This is a genomic window from Nocardiopsis sp. M1B1 (assembly GCF_052466615.1).
On sequence record NZ_CP196194.1, the window covers coordinates 2,073,546 to 2,090,635 of the forward strand.

Below are 17,090 nucleotides of genomic sequence, written 5' to 3' on the forward strand. Positions count from 1 at the left end.
CTCCGCGCCGCCCCCCGGGGAGGCGCGGGCCGCGGGTGCCTCAGGGGCCCGCGGGCCCCTCAGCCGGTCAGCCCCTAACCGGGGTAGGGGCGCCGCTCCCGGGCCTCGCGCAGGGCCAGCGCCCACCACGCCAGCTGGCGCAGCATCCGCTCCACGGCGGCCTCCGCGGACGACATGTCCACGACCGGGGTCCCGTCCGGGCCGAACATCGTCTGCGCGTTGTGCAGGCTGACCGTGTCGCGGATCGTGGCGGTGTGCAGCTCCGAGAAGACCGACCGCAGCTGCTCGATCGCCCGCAGGCCGCCGGACATCCCGCCGTAGGAGACGAAGCCCACCGCCTTGCCGAACCACTCCCGGCGCGCGGCGTCGATGGCGCTCTTCAGCTCGCCCGGGTAGCCGTGGTTGTACTCCGGGGTCAGCACGACGTACCCGTCGGCCGCCTCCACCGTGCGCGCCGACTCCGGGGCCATCGGGCCGCCGTGGCCGTCCTGCGGGCTGATGTCCTCCACGTCGAGGAAGTCGAACGACACGGAGGGGTCCGGATACTTCCGGGCCCGGTCCACGAACCAGCGGGAGACGGCGGGTCCGGTGCGGCCCCGGCGGTTTCCGCCGAGGATGACCGCGATCCGAAGGTTGTCCATGTGGGTCCTTGCTTCTTTGGTGCCGTCTCGGCCCACACGTGAGCGGGCACGTCGGGCGGGCACGCGCGGACCGGCTCAGGGAGCCGCGCGGCGCACCGTCGGTTCTTAGGGGACGGGTCAACGCTAGGACCTCAACAGGTCTTGAGGTCAAATCGGACAACACATTCCCCGATAAAGGACGCGCCGGGCCGGGTGCCGACATGCGGCACCCGGCCCGGCGGGTGGTGTGGAGGCCTTCGCGGCCCGGGCCTACAGGCCCAGGTCGTCCTCGAAGGCGCCCTCCTCCAGACGCGCCTTCACGCTCTGGAGGAAGCGTCCGGCGTCGGCGCTGTCGATCAGGCGGTGGTCGTGGGCCAGCGACAGGTACACCATCGAGCGGACCGCGATCACCTCGTCGCCCATGGCGGTGTCCTCGACCACGACGGGGCGCTTGACGACCGCGCCGGTGCCCAGGATGGCCACCTGCGGCTGGTTGATGATCGGCGTGCCGAACAGCGCGCCGGTGCAGCCGGTCTCGGTGATGGTGAACGTGCCGCCGCCCAGCTCGTCCGGGCCGAGCTGGCCGGTGTGGGCGCGCTCGGTCAGGTCCTTGAGCCTGCGCGCCAGCTCACCCAGGCCCAGCTTGCCCGCGTCCTTGACCACGGGGGCCAGCAGACCGCGCTCGGTGTCCACCGAGACGCCGAGGTTCTCCACGTCGTGGTAGGTCACCTCCTGCTTGTCGCTGTCGACCACGGCGTTGAGCTTGGGGTGGGAGCGCAGGGCCTCCACCGCGGCCAGCGCGAAGAACGGGAAGAAGTCCAGCCGCACGTCCTCGCGCTCGGCGAAGCGCTCGGCGGAGTGCTCGCGCAGGCGGGCGATCTTGGTGACGTCCACCTCGATGACCTGCGTGGTCGTGGCCGAGACGTGCAGCGACTCCACCATCCGGTCCGCGATGGACAGGCGCAGGCGGGTGAGCTTCTCGGTGCGGCCGCGCAGGGAGGTGTCGGTGGCGCCCTTGCGCGGGGCCGAGGACGGCGCGGGGGCGGCGGCGCGCGCGGCGTCGGCCTTCTGCTCCTCGGCGGCCTTGAGCACGTCCTGCTTGCGGACGCGGCCGCCCACGCCGGTGCCCTTGACGCGGCTGAGGTTCACGCCGTGCTCGGAGGCGAGCTTGCGCACCAGCGGGGTCACGTACGCCTCGGTCCCGGCGTCGGTGCCCGAGGCGCGGCCGGTGCCGCTGAGGGTGCCGATGTCCACGGACGGGCTCTCGCCGTCCTTGTCCCGGTCCGCGGCGGGCTCGGCCTCGGCCTCGGCCTCGGGCTCCGGGGCGGGGGCGGCGGGCTTGGCGGGCTCCGGCTTCGGCTCGGCCTTGGGCTCGGCCTCGGCCGGGGCGGCTCCCTCGGAGACGGCCGGGGGCTCGTCCCCGGTGCCGCCGATGACGGCGATCTCCGCGCCGATCTCCACGGTCTCGTCCTCGTCGACGAGGATCTTGGTGAGTACGCCCGCGACGGGTGAGGGAATCTCGGTGTCCACCTTGTCGGTGGAGACCTCCAGGAGCGGTTCGTCCACCTCGACGGTGTCGCCCACGCTCTTGAGCCACTGGGTGACGGTGCCCTCGGTGACGCTCTCACCCAGGGCGGGCATGGTCACCGACGTGGTCGGGCCCTGCTCGGAGGACGAGGCCTGCGCGTCGGACCCGGCCTGGGGCTCGGGGGCGGGCTCCGGCTCGGGCTCCTCGGCGGCCTCCTCCTCGGGCTCCTCGGTCTCCTCGGGCTCCCGCGCGGACTCCTCGGCGGCGGGCTCGGCGCCGCCCTCGTCGTCGGTGCTCTCGCCTTCACCGCCGATGACGGCGATCTCCGCGCCGATCTCCACGGTCTCGTCCTCGTCGACGAGGATCTTGGTGAGTACGCCCGCGACGGGTGAGGGAATCTCGGTGTCCACCTTGTCGGTGGAGACCTCCAGGAGCGGTTCGTCCACCTCGACGGTGTCGCCCACGTTCTTCAGCCACTGGGTGACGGTGCCCTCGGTGACGCTCTCACCCAGGGCGGGCATGGAAACGGAAGTCGGCATGGGTTTCCTCGTTGGATCTGGGCGCGGTCTCTGCCCAACCCCTTGATGGGCAGCGCGGATGTGTGCGGGGGCGGGCCCTTGCGGCCCGCCCCCGGTGGTGCGGTCAGTCGTGGACGTGCAGCGGCTTGCCCGCCAGCGCGAGGTGCGCCTCGCCCAGCGCCTCGGACTGGCTCGGGTGCGGGTGGATCAGCTGGGCCACCTCGGAGGGCAGGGCCTCCCAGTTGTAGATCAGCTGCCCCTCGGCGATCAGCTCGCCGACGCGGCTGCCGACCATGTGGACGCCCAGTACGGGGCCGTCCTTCTCGGCGATGACCTTCACCGCGCCCTGCGTCTGCAGGATCTGGCTCTTGCCGTTGCCCGCGAGGCTGTAGTTCATCTCCACGACGTCGTGTCCGCGCTCCTTGGCGACCTTGGTGGTCAGGCCCACGGACGCGACCTCGGGCTCGCAGTAGGTGACGCGGGGGACGCCGTCGTAGTCGATCGCGGGCGGGTTCTGCCCGGCGATGTGCTCGGCGACGAAGATGCCCTCGGCGAAGCCGACGTGGGCGAGCTGGAGGGTGGGGATGAGGTCGCCCACGGCGTAGACGTTGCCCACGCCGGTGTGCAGGTTCTCGTCCACCTGGACGAAGCCGCGGTCCAGGGTGATGCCCTGCTCCTCGTAGCCCAGGCCCTCCGAGACCGGCCCGCGGCCGATGGCCACCAGCAGGACCTCGGCCTCCAGGGTCTTGCCGCCCTTGAGGGTGACGGTCACGCCGGAGTCGGTGGTCTTGACCGACTCGAACGGGGTGCCCAGCTCGTACTTGATCTTGCGCTTGCGGAAGGCGCGCTCCAGCAGCTTGGAGCTGGACTCCTCCTCCACGGGCACCAGGTGCGGCAGGGCCTCGACGATGGTGACGTCGGCGCCGTAGGAGCGCCACACGCTGGCGAACTCCACGCCGATCACGCCGCCGCCCAGGACGATGACCGACTCGGGCACGCGGTCCAGGTCGAGGGCCTGGTCGCTGGTCATGACCTTCTCGCCGTCGATGTCCAGCCCCAGGGTCTTGGGCTTGGAACCGGTGGCCAGCAGGATGTTGCGGCCCTTGTAGACGGCGCCGTCGACGGTGACCTCGTCCTTGCCGGTGAGCTTGCCCTCGCCCTCGACGACGGTGATCTTGCGCGACTTGACCAGGCCGGTCAGGCCCTTGAACAGGCCGCCGATCACCTTGTCCTTGTAGGTGTGCACGGCCTGGATGTCGATGCCCTCGAACGTGGCCTTGACCCCGAAGTTCTCGCTCTCCTTGGCGGAGTCGGCGACCTCGGCCGAGTGCAGCAGGGCCTTGGTGGGGATGCAGCCGCGGTGCAGGCAGGTGCCGCCGAGCTTGTCTTTCTCGATCAGGACGACGCTCATGTCCAGCTCCGCGGCGCGCAGTGCCGCCGCGTAGCCGCCGCTGCCGCCGCCAAGGACGACGAGGTCGAAGGTGCCGCCGCTCTCACTCACGGGAACGAACTCCTTGTTGTGGCTGGTGATGGGTGGTGGCCGCGGCCGGGCCCCGCGCGGGCGGAGGGAGGGTGTGCGCGGCCGCGGTGGCCGGAAGGGGCGGCGCTCCGGCTCGGGAGGCCGCCCCCTGGGCGGGTGCTATCCGGCGTACTCCTCGGCGATGCGGACCAGGGTGCGGGTGCCCGCGCCGGTGCCGCCCTTCGGGGTGTAGCCGTGCGGACCGCCCTGGTTGAAGGACGGTCCGGCGATGTCGAGGTGCGCCCACGTGACGCCCTCCTCGATGAACTCCTTGAGGAAGACGCCCGCGGAGAGCATGCCGCCCCAGCGCTCGCCCGCCACGTTGGCGATGTCGGCGACCGCGGAGTCCAGGCCCGCGCGCAGCTCCTCGGGCAGGGGCATCGGCCAGGAGGCCTCGCCCGCCTCGGCGGCCGCGGCGACGATCCGGTCGCGCGCCTCGTCGTCGTTGGACATGACCGCGAACACCCGGGTGCCGAGCGCGACCAGCTGGGCGCCGGTCAGGGTGGCGATGTCCACGATCAGGTCGGGCTCGTCCTCCTGCGCCCGCACGATGGCGTCGGCCATGACCAGACGGCCCTCGGCGTCGGTGTTGAGCACCTCGACGGTCTTGCCGCCGTAGATGGTCAGCACGTCGGAGGGGCGCTGGGCGGTGCCGCTGGGCATGTTCTCGGCCACGGCGAGGTAGCCGACCACGTTGACCCGCAGGTTCAGGGCGGCGATGGCGCGCATGGCGGCCAGCACGGAGGCGGCGCCCGCCATGTCGGACTTCATCCAGTCCATCGAGCCCGCGGGCTTGAGGGACAGGCCGCCGGAGTCGAACGTGATGCCCTTGCCGACGAAGGCGACGGTCTTGGTGGCCTCGGGGTGGCTGTGGGCCAGGCGGACCAGGCGGGGCGGGTTGGCCGAGCCCTGGCCGACGCCGGTCAGGCCGCCGTAGCCGCCTTCGGACAGGGCGGCCTCGTCCAGGACCTCGACGCGCAGGCCGGACTGCTGGGCGATCTCCTGGGCGGTGGCGGCCAGGTCCTCGGGCACCAGGTCGGCCGGTGCGGTGTTGACCAGGTCGCGGGTGAGGTTGACGGCCTCGGCCAGGACGGCGGCGCGCTCGGCGGCCTCCCGGGCGTCCCCGGCGGAGCTGGCCAGGACCAGCTCGGCGGCGGGCTTGTCCTTGGCGGAGGTGCGGTACCGGTCGAAGCCGTAGGCGCCGAGGCGGGCTCCGAGGGCGACGGCTCCGGCCTCGGCGGCGGTCCCGGCGGGCAGGGCCAGGACGACGCGGCCCGCGCCCTCGGGGCGCGAGGTCAGCGAGCGCAGCGCGGCGCCGGCGGCGCGGGACAGGACGTCGGGGTCGACGGGGCCCTCGGCGGGCGCCGGGCCGAGACCGACCGCGACGACGACCGGGGCCTTGACGGCTCCGAGGGAGGCAAGGGTGTGCACCTCCTCGGGGGCGCCGCTCGCTCCCAGGAGCGACAGGGTCTGGGCGAGGCCGCCGGAGAAGGCGGCATCGACGTCATGAGCGCCCGACGCGGGCTCCGGAGCGTCGCCTCCGGAGTGGTAACCGACGACAACCGCGTCGGCGTCGAGCGAACTGGGGGACTCCGTATTTACTGACAACGACGTGCTCACGTCCCCGATGCTAGTCGCCCCGCGCGCCCGGCGGGGACGCGGCGCCCCGGGTCCGCGGGGCCCTGACGCGGCGCTGCGGGGGGCCGCGCGAGCCGGGGGTGTGCGGGGTCGGCTCCGGCCCGCGCGCGCGGCGAGGGTGCCTCTGGCCGCCGGTGAAGGGTGTCGTGGGCCGTCTCCGGGGCGGACGCCGCGTTCCCGTCTGCGAGAACCGTGAAACCTGTGTGAAAAAATGTGATGATCACGACATCGGGCACCTCCGAGCCGGTTACCGATTGGTAGGAAACTGCCTGGTGGGACGCCCCGGGGCCCGCCGACCGGGGCCGTGAATCCCCGTTCCGGTCCTCACAGCCGGGCCGAGGCCGCCGCGGCCACCACCAGCGCCGTCGTCACCGCCGTCTCCGACAGCGCGCCCAGCACGTCGCCCGTGACGCCGCCCAGCCGACGCACCGCCCGGCTCAGCACGAGGCCCGCCGCCAGCAGCCCCGCCGCGGCGGCGAGCGCGCAGGCCAGCGCGAACCCCGGCGCGTGCGCCCAGCCCGCCAGGCACACCAGCGGCACGGGGACGGCGGCCAGCAGCGCACCCGGAAGGCGCACGGTCCCCGCCACGAACGCGCCCAGCCCCTCGTGCCGCGCCGAGGGCACGCGCGGGGTGCACGCCAGAGTCACCGCCAGCCGCCCGGCGGCCCCGGCCGCCGCCGCGCCCGTCAGAGCCGCCCCGGCCGATGCCTGCGCAAGCTGGCCCAGGGCCAGGGCCTGCGCGGCGAGCACGACCACCAGGGTGATGACGCCGAACGGGCCGATGTCGGACCGGCGCATCACCTCCAGGGCGCCCTCGGCCGGGCGCGCGCTGCCCAGCCCGTCGGCCAGGTCGGCCAGCCCGTCCAGGTGCAGTCCCCGCGTCAGCAGCGCCCCCAGGCCGACGGCCAGCACCGCGGCCAGGGCGGCGGACAGTCCGACCGCCGTCCCGAGCACGGCCGCGGCGCCGGTGAGGCCGCCAAGGAGCGCGCCCAGCACGGGCGCCCACACCATCGCCCACCCGGCCACCCGGCGGTCCAGCCGCCCCGCGCGCACCGGGAACACGGTGAACGTCCCCAGCGCCATCCGGGCCCCCGCGACCGCGTCCGCGGCCCGGGAGGGGCCGGAGGAGCCGCCCGGGGGAGGCCCGTCCGGCGCGGGGTCCTCCGGAGGGGGACCGGCGGCAGCGCTCACGGCAGCTCCAGGACGCGGCCCGCGGTCACCAGCACCACGTCCTCGGACTCGGCGCCCACCCACTGGTTCAGCCGGCCCAGGTGGTCGCGGAACAGCCCCCCGGCGCGGGTCGCGGGCACCACGCCCGAGCCCACCTCGTTGGTGACCGCCACGACGTAGGCCTGGGTGGAACGCCAGGCCTCCAGCAGCCCGTGGACCGCGGCCTCCACCTCGTCCTCCGCGTCGGACGGGGGGCTGTCCTCCCACAGCCCCGCCTCGTCCATCACCCGGGTCAGCCAGGTGCCCAGGCAGTCCACCAGTACCGCGCCCCTGGTGCCCTTGAGCAGCGCGGCCAGGTCGGTGGTCTGCTCGGTGCGCCACCACCAGGGGCGGCGCCGCACGTGCCGGGCCACCCGGTCGGCCCAGTCGGGGTCCGCGACCGGGTCGGGCTCCGGGCCGGTCGCCGCGTACAGCACCTTCGGCTCCGCCATCAGGCGCAGCTCCGCCTCGGTGGACTTGCCCGAGCGGGCGCCCCCGGTCACCAGGGTCCGGTGCGGCCCGCGCGGCCGCGGCTCCGGCCACACCGCCGGAGGGCACGACAGGACCTGCCCGTCGTTCGGTACCAGGGCGCCCCACAGCCGGGCCCGGCGGGCGAACTCCTCCGGTGAGCGGACGCGGTGGTCGCCGCCGACCGCGACGACGGCCGTGGTCACCCCGATCACCCCCGAGCGGCGCAGCTCGCCGATGACCTCCGGGCGCTGCGCCGCGTCCACGACGACCATGTCCACCTGCTGGTCGGGGCGGACGGAGGAGTAGCCGGAGGAACCCTCGGCGCGCGCCTCCGCCGGGGGCACGCCGGGCAGGGGCCCCGGGCCCGTGCGCGCGTACATCAGCCTGCCCCCCTCGGGGCCCTCGACCAGGACGCCGTCGGGGGTCGGGCTCACCGAGTACCCCGGCGGCACCGGGCCGACCACCCCCGCCTCGCGGACGCGGAAGCGGTCGTCCACCGTCACGCGCAGGGGCAGGCGGCGCTCGGCGAGGGCCTTGTTGCAGGAGGCGCAGGTGCACTGGGGGGCGGGCCACCCCGAGTGCCCGGCAGTCCCGAGAAATCGGATACGCACCGAAAAAGTAAACAGCATCCTCCGCCAAGGCTTGGTTAAGCTCGGGCCAGGATCACGGTGACCGGCGCTGTGACCTCCGTGACGAAGGGGCGGTCGAACATGGCGTGGACCTGGCGGTACTTCGAGGCCGACGGAGCCGACCCGCTGGGGCAGGACCTGCCCTCGGAGTCGTTCACCTCGCGCGGCGACGCGGAGAGCTGGCTGGGGGAGAACTGGCAGGAGCTCGCCGAGGGCGGCGTGGGACGCGTCGCCCTGCTCGACGGCGACACGGAGGTCTACGCGATGTCCCTGGAACCCGTCGAGTAGCGCCCGCCCGTCCGGGGGCCGGGAAGGCCTCCGGCGGCGGGGTTCAGCCGGTCCCGGGGACGGATCGGCGGCCCTGCCACGGCCAGCGGTTCTCCAGCTCCACCTCCAGGGAGAAGCTGAGGAAGGTCCGGATGAGGACGATCCCGGCGAGCACCCCCACGGTGGCGAAGGTGGGCGACACCGCGACCGTGCGGATGATGTCCCCGGCGACGAGGAACTCCAGGCCCAGCAGGATCGCCCGGCCCAGCCCCTGCCGGTAGGGCCGGTAGGCCGCGTCCAGCCCGTGCCCGCCGACCCACCGGTACAGGAACAGCGCGGTCGCGCCCAGGGCCCCGACGACGATGACGCCGACCCCGGCGACGTCGACCGCGGTGCCCACCGCCTCGATGACGTGCGCGATGTCCATGGAGCCCCCTCCGTGCCGCGTGCGTGCGCGCCAGCAGCTACCCAGGTCGGGCGGGGGCGACACCAGGGGCCGGACCGGCATCCGGTCCCGGAAAGCGGAAGGGCCCGGCCGTCCTGGGGACGGCCGGGCCCGCGGCGTCGGACACCGCTCGGGCGCGGCTGGGGTCTGTTCTTCGAACCGGTCTCAGCTTGTCGGGGGTTGGTTCGGGCGCCCGAACACGGACCGAAGCGGAGCGGAGGTCCAAGAAAACGCGGCTAGCCGCGGATGTTCTCGGGGCTCTTCGTCAGCGCCGGGTCGCGCTGGACGCTGTCGCCCAGGACCTCGTCGATCCTCGCCATCAGCTCGGCGTCCAGCCTGACCCCAGCGGCCTTGACGTTGCCCTCCACCTGCTCGGGGCGGGAGGCGCCGATGATCGCGGCCGACACGTTCGGGTTCTGGAGCACCCAGGCCACGGCCAGCTGCGCCAGCGTCAGGCCCGCCTCGGCGGCCAGCGGCTCCAGCCGCTGCACGCGCTCCAGCATGACCCGGTCCTTCATCTGGTCGCTCAGGAAGCGGCCGCCGCCGGGGTCGGCGGCGCGCGAACCGGCGGGCAGCTCCTGGCCGGGCTTGTACTTGCCGCTCAGGACGCCGCCCTCGAGCGGCGACCACACGATCTGGCCGACGCCCTCGCGCTCGGAGAGCGGGACGACCTCGGACTCGATGACCCGCCACAGCATGTTGTACTTCGGCTGGCTGGAGATGATGCGGTCGAAGCCCATCTCGTCGGCGATCTTGAGCGCCTGCTCGATCTCCTCGGCGCGCCACTCGGAGACGCCGACGTAGAGGACCTTGCCCTGGCGGACCAGGTCCTCGAAGGCCCGCACGGTCTCCTCCAGCGGGGTGGAGTAGTCGAACCGGTGGGCCTGGTACAGGTCCAGGTAGTCGGTCCCCAGGCGGCGCAGGGAGTTCTCCACGCTGCGGACGATGTGCTTGCGGGACAGGCCCCGGTCGTTCTTGCCCTCACCCGTGGGCCAGAAGACCTTGGAGAAGATCTCCAGCCCGTCCCGGCGCTCGCCCTTCAGCGCGCGGCCGAGCACCTCCTCCGCCCTGCCCCCGGCGTAGCCGTCGGCGGTGTCGAACGTGGTGATGCCCGCGTCCAGTGCCGCGCGGACACAGGCTTTGGCCGTGTCCTCCTCGACCTGGGAGCCGTGCGTGATCCAGTTCCCGTACGCGATCTCGCTGACCATGAGGCCGCTGTTGCCCAGATGCCGAAATTCCATGTCGAGCACTCTAGTAGGGGATTGTGCCCGTTCGCGAGGTTCTGTGCCGTGCGGTTGGAAGCGCTCCCAATCCGAGGGGAGCGGGGGGCTCGGCGGGGAGTGAGGGGCCGGTGCTGGGACCGGCCCGGGCTCACGTCGTCGGGGAGGCGGTGGCGGGAGCCGTCAGCGCGCCTGGCGGGGCGTGGGGTCCTCGCGGACCTTGAGCCGCGGCTTGGGCAGGCGCAGGCGGCGGAACTGGAGCTGGCGCATGGCCGCGTACATCCCGATGCCCTTGACGGCGGGGTCGTCGGGGAAGTACCCGGCGGCGCGCTTCTTGACCGTGCGGCCCACCATGACGCCCTCGGCGATGATGGTGACCATCATCAGCGGCCACAGGACGTAGGCCACACCGATCTGGAACATCGGGTTGTTGATGAACAGCAGCGCGATGATCACGATCGAGAACGGCAGGAAGAACTCGCTGGCGCTGCGGCGCGAGTCGACGAAGTCGCGGGCGAACGCCCGGGCCTCGCCGAGGTCCTGCTGCCGGTAGTAGCGGGCCTCGTCCTTGGGCACGCCCTTGATCGCGGAACTCGCGGTGCCCCTGCCGCGTTGGCGGTCAAGACGATCCCGGTAGGCCTGGTAGGCCTCCTTGCGCGTCTCGGGCGCCTTGAGCGGTCGGCGGGGGTTGGGCTCGGATTCCCTGCGCTTTGGGGTGGGAACACCCTTCTTGGGCGTGTATCCCTTAGGTTGGGTGGACTCAGTGGCCTCAGGGCTGGCGGATTCGGCGGAGGCCGGATCCGTGGCTGCGGAAGCGGAGCGACGTCGGAACACACCCACAGGGTAGCCGGTCATAGCTTTATGGCGACCGCGGGCCAGAGCGCGTAGGGTTGGGCAAAGCGCCCGCTGGGAACAGCCGATGTACGCACCGAGAAGGGGACGGCCACGCCGATGAGCGTGTTTCAGCGACTTTCGATGATCTTCAGGTCCAAGGCCAACAAGGCCTTGGATTCGGTCGAGGACCCAAGGGAAACGCTCGACTACTCGTACCAGAAGCAGCTCGAGCTCCTACAGAAGGTGCGGCGCGGTGTGGCCGACGTCGCGACCTCCCGCAAGCGCGTCGAGCTCCAGATCCAGCAGCTGGAGCAGCAGTCCGGCAAGCTGGAGAACCAGAGCCGCGCCGCCCTGACGCAGGGGCGCGAGGACCTCGCCCGCGAGGCCCTGACCCGCCGCTCCGGCCTGTCCCAGCAGATCGAGGACCTGCGCGGGCAGCACGCCAACCTCCAGGGCGAGGAGCAGAAGCTCACCATGGCGGCCCAGCGCCTCCAGACCAAGGTGGACGCCTTCCGCACGCGCAAGGAGACCATCAAGGCCAACTACACCGCCGCCCAGGCCCAGACGCAGATCAGCGAGGCCTTCTCGGGCATCTCCGAGGAGATGGGCGACGTCGGCATGGCCGTCCAGCGCGCCGAGGACAAGACCGCCGAGATGCAGGCCCGCGCGGGCGCCGTGGACGAGCTGCTCGCCTCGGGCGCGCTCGACGACGTCACCGGCACCGGCAGGGACGACATCCAGAGCGAGCTGGACCGCATGGCCAGCACCACCGGCGTCGAGGCCGAGCTGGAGCGCATGAAGATGGAGCTCGGCCAGGGCAGCGGCGGTTCCACCCCCCAGATCGAGGGCGGCAACGGCGCCGGGAACACCGGCGGCACCGGTAACCGGGAGGGCGCGTGATCGTCCGCATCATGGGTGAGGGGCAGCTCGACCTCACCGACGCCGACCTGGAGCTGCTCAACTCCTTCGACTCCGCGCTGGAGTCGGCGATCGAGTCGGGCGACGAGGCCACGTTCCGCCGTGCCCTGCACGACCTCCTGGAGAGGGTCCGCGAGGACGGTCGGCCGCTGCCGCCCGACGCGCTGGAGCCCTCGCAGTTCATCCTCCCGCACGCCGACGCCACCATGGAAGAGGTGCGGGAGATGCTCCAGGACGACGGACTCATCCCCGGTTAGGACCGGGTCCTCCGTCCGGCGCACCGCCTCCGTCCAGGTGCGTCCGGACCGGTGAGTGCGCACGGCGGGCCGGATTCCGGTCGGCCGGTGCGGCGCTCGGTGCCTGCGCGCGCGTTTCCGGGCCGCCGTGACCACGTGTCACGGCGGCTTTCGCGTGTCCGGGGGCGTACGCGCCCGTCCGGGCCGCCCGCGACGGGCCGCGTGTGGCGGGCCGCGTGTGGCGTGCGCCGCTCCCGCCCCAGGAACCGCGGCGGGACCCCCGTCCGTTGGACGTGGTGGAGGGAAGGGGAGAGGACGGGAACCCGCGGTGCGCGCGGGGGACGGTCCGCCGGGGAGGCCGCACCGGCTCCGCGGGGCCGGCAGCGGGCGCTGTCGGCGAACACGCGGCGGGCGGACCACCTCATACTGTTTCCCACCTGCGCGAACTACACTCCGAGACAGTCGACGCGTCGGCGGAGGGGACTACGGCATGGCCGGATCCAAGTTCAGACCTGACCGGGGACTGACCGCCCGCATGGTGACGACCATGGGCCTGCTCGCCCTGGTCTACGCGGCCTTCGTCGTCGGGCTGGTCCTCGTGGGCCTCAACGTGTGGCTGGTGCTGCTCATCGTCGCCGGGTTCGCGCTGTTCAGCTACTTCGCCTCCGACAGGATCGCCATGTTCGCCATGGGCGCCAAGGAGGTCTCCCCGGAGCAGGCGCCCGAGCTGCACGCCCTCGTCGACCGGCTGTGCGCCATGGCGGACATGTCCAAGCCCCGCGTGGGGATCGCCGACACCGACGTGCCCAACGCCTTCGCCACCGGGCACAACGAGAAGTCCGCGGTCGTGTGCGTGACCACCGGCCTCATGCGCCGCCTCGACGGCCCCGAGCTGGAGGCGGTCCTGGCGCACGAGCTGTCCCACATCGCCCACCGCGACGTCATGGTGATGACCGTCGCCGGGTTCCTGGGCATCGTGGCCGGGTTCCTCACCCAGGCCGGTCTGCGCTTCGCGATGTTCGCCGGGGCGACGCGCGGCAACAACAACAACGGGCCCGCGCCGGCCGTGGTCGCCCTGCTCGTCGTGGCCGTCAGCGCCGCGGCCTGGGCGCTCAGCTTCCTGCTCACCCGGGCGCTGTCGCGCTACCGGGAGCTGTCGGCCGACCGCGCCGCCGCCTACCTCACCGGGCGCCCGTCCGTGCTGGGCAGCGCCCTGACCAAGATCACCGGCGACATGTCCCGCATCCCCACCCGCGACCTGCGCCAGGCGGAGCCGTTCAACGCCTTCTTCTTCGCTCCGGCCTCCTCCCGCAAGGGGTTCAGCTTCAGCCAGCTGGTCGCCACACACCCGCCGGTGCAGCAGCGGCTGGAGCAGCTGTCCGACATCTCGCGCCAGCTCGGGCAGGGGCGCTGACCCCGTCCGCGGGGGCCGCCGGAGGGGACGGCGGCACCGATCCGCGCGGGCGGACACGGGGCCGATCCGGTCCGCGCGCGACCGACACGACCACGAGAGGGGACCGGCCACGATGAGCTTCTGGCGAGCGCTGTTCGGGCGCTCCGAACCGGCCCAGCCCGACCTCGACGCCCTGTTCGGCCTGCCCTCGGCGTCGGTCACCCTGCGTGCCGCAGCGGGTTTCACGCCCACCGGCACCGGCTCCGTCGCCTTCCGCGCCACCGAGGGCGCCGCCTTCGCCGACCTGGAACGCGACGTCACCGAGCTGCTCGACGCCGACGGGGGGACGCCCGTCGAACAGGTCACCGACGACTACGGCTACACCTGGCTGGTGGTGCGCTCGGCCGACCCGGCCCGGGGCCCGGACGGCGCCGCCGCCCCCGACATCACCGGCCTGGTGACCGACCTGCACGCCGTCAACTCCACCCTGGAGGCCAACGGCTACGGGCCCTCCCTCCTGTGCTCCCTGGTCGGCTTCACCGACGGCACGCGCTCGCTGGGGCTGGTCTACCTCTACAAGCGCGGCACCTTCTACCCCTTCGCCCCGGTCGGCGACGGCGGCCGCAGGGACAACGCCCTGGAACTCCAGGCCGAGGCCGCCATCGGCCGCGACCTGCCCCTGGAGGAGGACCGATCCCGCTGGTTCCCCGTCTACGGGGCGCCCGGCCTCTGACCAGCGGGGGGTGCCCCGCGCCGGGAGAAATGTGGCCTGGCACACTGGTCCGGTGCGTATCCTCATCGCTCCTGACAAGTTCGCCGGTACCCTCTCCGCCCTCGAAGCCGCGCAGGCGGTCGCCGACGGCTGGCACCGGACCGATCCCTCCGCCACCACGGACCTGCTGCCGCTCTCCGACGGCGGCCCCGGCTTCGTCGAGGTCCTGCACACGGCCCTCGGCGGCGAGGTGCACCGGACCGAGGTGACCGGCCCTCTCGGCGCGCCCGTGACCGCGGAGTACCTCCTGGACGGCGACACCGCCTACGTGGAGAGCGCCCAGGCCTGCGGCCTGCACCTGGTGCCCTCCGGTGACCGCGACCCCGGCCGCACCACCACCCACGGCGTCGGCGAGCTGGTCGCCCACGCGGTCCGCTCCGGCGCCCGCACCGTCGTCGTCGGACTCGGCGGCAGCTCCACCAACGACGCCGGGGCCGGTCTCCTGGCCGCCCTGGGCGCCACCCCCGCCGACCGCCTGAGCCACGGCGGCGGCCCCCTGGCCGACCCCGGCGACGTCGACCTCGACGCGGCCCGCCGGGCCGTGGCCGGGGTCCGTGTCGTCGCCGCCACCGACGTCGACAACCCCCTGCTGGGCATCCACGGGGCCAGCGCCGTCTTCGGGCCCCAGAAGGGCGCCGACCCCGACCAGGTGCAGCGCCTGGACGCCGCCCTGACCGCCTTCGCCGACCGCGTCGACCCCGGCGGCGAGGTCCGCGACACCCCCGGCGCCGGAGCCGCGGGCGGCCTGGGCTTCGCCCTGCTCCTGCTCGGCGGCACCGTCGAGTCGGGCATCAGCCGCGTCCTGGACTCCGTGCGCCTGACTGACCGCCTCGCGGGGGCCGACCTGGTCATCACCGGAGAGGGCTCCTTCGACTCCCAGTCGCTGCGCGGCAAACTGCCCCACGGCGTCGCCCAGGCCGCCAACAAGCACGGCGTCCCCTGCGTGGTCACCGCGGGCGCGGTCAAGGTCGGCCGCGCTGAGGCGGCCGCGGCCGGGATCACCGAGACCTACTCCCTCGTGGAGTCCTCGGGATCGGTCGAGGCCGCCATGACCCGCTCCGCGGACGAACTGCGCGCCCTGGCCGCCGACATCGCCCGCCGCTGGACCCGCTGAGCCCCCGGTGAGGCCGGGTTCCGGCTGAGACCGGACCCCGGCGGACACGGAGGGGGCTGGCTGCCCCGCCCCCTCCCCGCGTTCCCCCCGCTCGGCCCGCGCCGCGGGGCGCGCACACGCGAAGCGGCGCCCCGGGAGAACCCGCTCCCGGGGCGCCGCTGCCGTGCGTCGTCACGGGCCGCGCCGTGACGGAGGGGTCCGTGCGCGGCGGGGGCCGCTACGAACCGTCGCCGCTACTCCTCCAGGGAGTGCTCCTCGTAGGCCAGGATCTCGTGGCCGTCCTCCCCGTAGTGGAAGATCTCGAAGGTGGCGGCGGTCGGGTCGCCGTTGTCGTTGAAGTCGATGTTGCCGCTGACGCCCTGGTAGTTGATCTCCTCACCGTCGGCCAGCAGGTCGCGGCACTCCTCGAAGGTGCCGCACTCGGTGCCCTCGGGACGGCTGACGTTGGGCAGCTCGGCGACGTACTCGGACGGGTTCACGCTGCCCGCGGCCTCGGCGGCCAGGGCGATCACGGTGACGCAGTCGTAGACCTGCGGGGCGAACTGGAAGACCTCCAGCTCCTCGTTGAAGCTGGTCAGGCCCTCGGTGAACTCGGGGTTGTCCGCGCTCGGGGCGATACCGGTGATGCCGGTGACGCTCCCGGGGTCGTCGGCGCTGACGGTCTCGCCCAGGTTCGGGTCGTTGAGGCCGTCGGTGACGTAGAGCTGCTCGCCCTCGGTGCCGCCCTCCAGGAGCTGGGCGATGACCTGCGCGCCCTCCTCGAAGGCGATGAGCGCGACGGCGTCCGGCTCCTCGTTGGTGACGCTGTTGACGACCGAGTCGAAGGTGGTGGCCAGCGGGTCGTAGGTCTCGTTGACCACGACCTGGGCGCCCAGGTTCTCCAGCTCCGTCTGGAGGGCGCCCGCGTAGCCGCCGCCGTAGTCGTCGGCGCGCGCGACGATGGCGATGTTCTGGTTGCCGTTCTCGACCATCGTGCGGGCCATCACGACCGCGGAGAGCAGGTCGCTCGGCGCGGTGCGGAAGTAGTAGCCGTTGTCCTCGATCTCGCTGAGCTCGGCGGCGGTGTTGGAGCCCGAGCACTGGACGATCTCGGAACCGGTGATGGTGTCGTAGGTCGCCTGCGTCATGCCGGAGGCCGCGGCGCCGATGACGGCGTTCACCTGGTCGGAGACGAGGTTGTTGGCGGCCTCGTTGGCCTGGGCGTTGTCGCCCGCCTCGTCGCCCTCGACGATGGCGGGGACCTCGGTGCCGAGGATGCCGCCCGCGGCGTTGATCTCGGAGATCGCGTACTCGGCGGCCGTGATCTGGGGCGGGCCGAGGAAGGCGAGGTTGCCGGTCTGCGGGTAGAGGATGCCGTAGGTGAACTCTTCACCGCCCTCACCGCCGCCGCCTCCCTCGCCGCCGTCGCTGCCACACGCGGTCAGGCCGAGGACGAGGGCCGCGGTTGCGGCAGTGAGGCCTAGGACCTTCTTGCTAGCCATGATCGTGGTCACTCCGTTCAACCGGCGAAGCACGTGCTGCGCGGGGCAGCCGTGCCATGAGCATGCGCGTCCTGAATGTCCGTGATGTGTGGCATGACTTAATCAGGAGCGTTAGCGGAGCTTAATCATGAAAGTTCTGGTGCGGAAAGGACGGAACGGGCGTTGGTGCCGACTCGCCGTCAGGCTGTTATGGCTCTGTAGTCATCATTGACATCCGACGTTTCGTCTCTGTACAGATCACAGCTTTCCGTGCTCGCGGGGTAGCGAACTGTCGCGGT

At 72.9% G+C, this 17,090-nt stretch carries 16 protein-coding genes; 6 read left to right on the forward strand and 10 right to left on the reverse strand.

Annotated elements, in window-relative coordinates; translation table 11 throughout:
* Positions 1-74: 74 nt before the first annotated feature.
* The 6 genes from ACSTA4_RS08950 to ACSTA4_RS08975 form a co-directional block, all read right to left on the reverse strand.
* Positions 75-641 (reverse strand): NADPH-dependent FMN reductase, encoded by a 567-nt coding sequence (locus ACSTA4_RS08950; RefSeq protein ID WP_444963131.1) that lies wholly within the window; start codon positions 639-641, stop codon positions 75-77.
* A 249-nt stretch (positions 642-890) separates the two neighbouring features.
* Positions 891-2,687, reverse strand: a complete 1,797-nt coding sequence (gene sucB, locus ACSTA4_RS08955; RefSeq protein ID WP_444963132.1) for a 2-oxoglutarate dehydrogenase, E2 component, dihydrolipoamide succinyltransferase — start codon at positions 2,685-2,687, stop codon at positions 891-893.
* Between the two features lie 103 nt (positions 2,688-2,790).
* Complete coding sequence (gene lpdA, locus ACSTA4_RS08960; protein WP_013151995.1) at positions 2,791-4,167, reverse strand: dihydrolipoyl dehydrogenase; 1,377 nt, start codon at positions 4,165-4,167, stop codon at positions 2,791-2,793.
* A gap of 138 nt (positions 4,168-4,305) precedes the next feature.
* The gene (locus ACSTA4_RS08965) at positions 4,306-5,805 is read right to left on the reverse strand and encodes a leucyl aminopeptidase (RefSeq protein WP_444963133.1); all 1,500 of its coding nucleotides are present in this window, start codon (positions 5,803-5,805) and stop codon (positions 4,306-4,308) included.
* A 342-nt stretch (positions 5,806-6,147) separates the two neighbouring features.
* Positions 6,148-6,906: an adenosylcobinamide-GDP ribazoletransferase gene (locus tag ACSTA4_RS08970; RefSeq protein ID WP_444964130.1), complete on the reverse strand. Its 759-nt coding sequence runs from the start codon at positions 6,904-6,906 to the stop codon at positions 6,148-6,150.
* 104 nt (positions 6,907-7,010) lie between these two features.
* On the reverse strand, positions 7,011-8,006 hold the full coding sequence (locus ACSTA4_RS08975) for a bifunctional adenosylcobinamide kinase/adenosylcobinamide-phosphate guanylyltransferase (RefSeq protein WP_444964131.1): 996 nt from the start codon (positions 8,004-8,006) through the stop codon (positions 7,011-7,013).
* Positions 8,007-8,213: 207 nt separating this feature from the next.
* Between ACSTA4_RS08975 and ACSTA4_RS08980 the strand changes: the two genes are divergently transcribed.
* Positions 8,214-8,420, forward strand: a complete 207-nt coding sequence (locus ACSTA4_RS08980) for a hypothetical protein (protein WP_013151999.1) — start codon at positions 8,214-8,216, stop codon at positions 8,418-8,420.
* Positions 8,421-8,463: 43 nt separating this feature from the next.
* Here ACSTA4_RS08980 and ACSTA4_RS08985 read toward each other — a convergent pair whose 3' ends face one another.
* From ACSTA4_RS08985 to ACSTA4_RS08995, 3 genes are all read right to left on the reverse strand, one after another.
* Complete coding sequence (locus ACSTA4_RS08985) at positions 8,464-8,826, reverse strand: DUF1622 domain-containing protein (protein WP_444963134.1); 363 nt, start codon at positions 8,824-8,826, stop codon at positions 8,464-8,466.
* 254 nt (positions 8,827-9,080) lie between these two features.
* Positions 9,081-10,085, reverse strand: coding sequence for an aldo/keto reductase family protein (locus ACSTA4_RS08990; RefSeq protein WP_444963135.1), 1,005 nt, complete (start codon positions 10,083-10,085; stop codon positions 9,081-9,083).
* Positions 10,086-10,247: 162 nt separating this feature from the next.
* Entirely contained in the window at positions 10,248-10,919 is a 672-nt protein-coding gene (locus ACSTA4_RS08995) for a DUF3043 domain-containing protein (protein WP_444963136.1), read from the reverse strand.
* 96 nt (positions 10,920-11,015) lie between these two features.
* Between ACSTA4_RS08995 and ACSTA4_RS09000 the strand changes: the two genes are divergently transcribed.
* The 5 genes from ACSTA4_RS09000 (at position 11,016) to ACSTA4_RS09020 (ending at position 15,331) form a co-directional block, all read left to right on the forward strand.
* Positions 11,016-11,798 (forward strand): PspA/IM30 family protein, encoded by a 783-nt coding sequence (locus ACSTA4_RS09000; protein WP_268742363.1) that lies wholly within the window; start codon positions 11,016-11,018, stop codon positions 11,796-11,798.
* Positions 11,795-12,073, forward strand: coding sequence for a PspA-associated protein PspAA (gene pspAA / locus ACSTA4_RS09005; RefSeq protein WP_013152004.1), 279 nt, complete (start codon positions 11,795-11,797; stop codon positions 12,071-12,073). The genes ACSTA4_RS09000 and pspAA overlap by 4 nt, the downstream gene beginning before the upstream one ends.
* Before the next feature lie 469 nt (positions 12,074-12,542).
* Complete coding sequence (htpX, locus tag ACSTA4_RS09010; protein ID WP_444963137.1) at positions 12,543-13,466, forward strand: zinc metalloprotease HtpX; 924 nt, start codon at positions 12,543-12,545, stop codon at positions 13,464-13,466.
* A gap of 112 nt (positions 13,467-13,578) precedes the next feature.
* Positions 13,579-14,178, forward strand: coding sequence for a PspA-associated protein PspAB (pspAB, locus tag ACSTA4_RS09015; protein WP_444963138.1), 600 nt, complete (start codon positions 13,579-13,581; stop codon positions 14,176-14,178).
* Positions 14,179-14,230: 52 nt separating this feature from the next.
* Positions 14,231-15,331 carry a glycerate kinase family protein gene (locus ACSTA4_RS09020; protein WP_248774234.1) on the forward strand — a complete coding sequence of 367 codons (1,101 nt, stop codon included), beginning with the start codon at positions 14,231-14,233 and terminating at the stop codon, positions 15,329-15,331.
* A gap of 233 nt (positions 15,332-15,564) precedes the next feature.
* Here ACSTA4_RS09020 and ACSTA4_RS09025 read toward each other — a convergent pair whose 3' ends face one another.
* Positions 15,565-16,812 carry an ABC transporter substrate-binding protein gene (locus tag ACSTA4_RS09025; protein WP_444963139.1) on the reverse strand — a complete coding sequence of 416 codons (1,248 nt, stop codon included), beginning with the start codon at positions 16,810-16,812 and terminating at the stop codon, positions 15,565-15,567.
* Positions 16,813-17,090 lie beyond the last annotated feature (278 nt).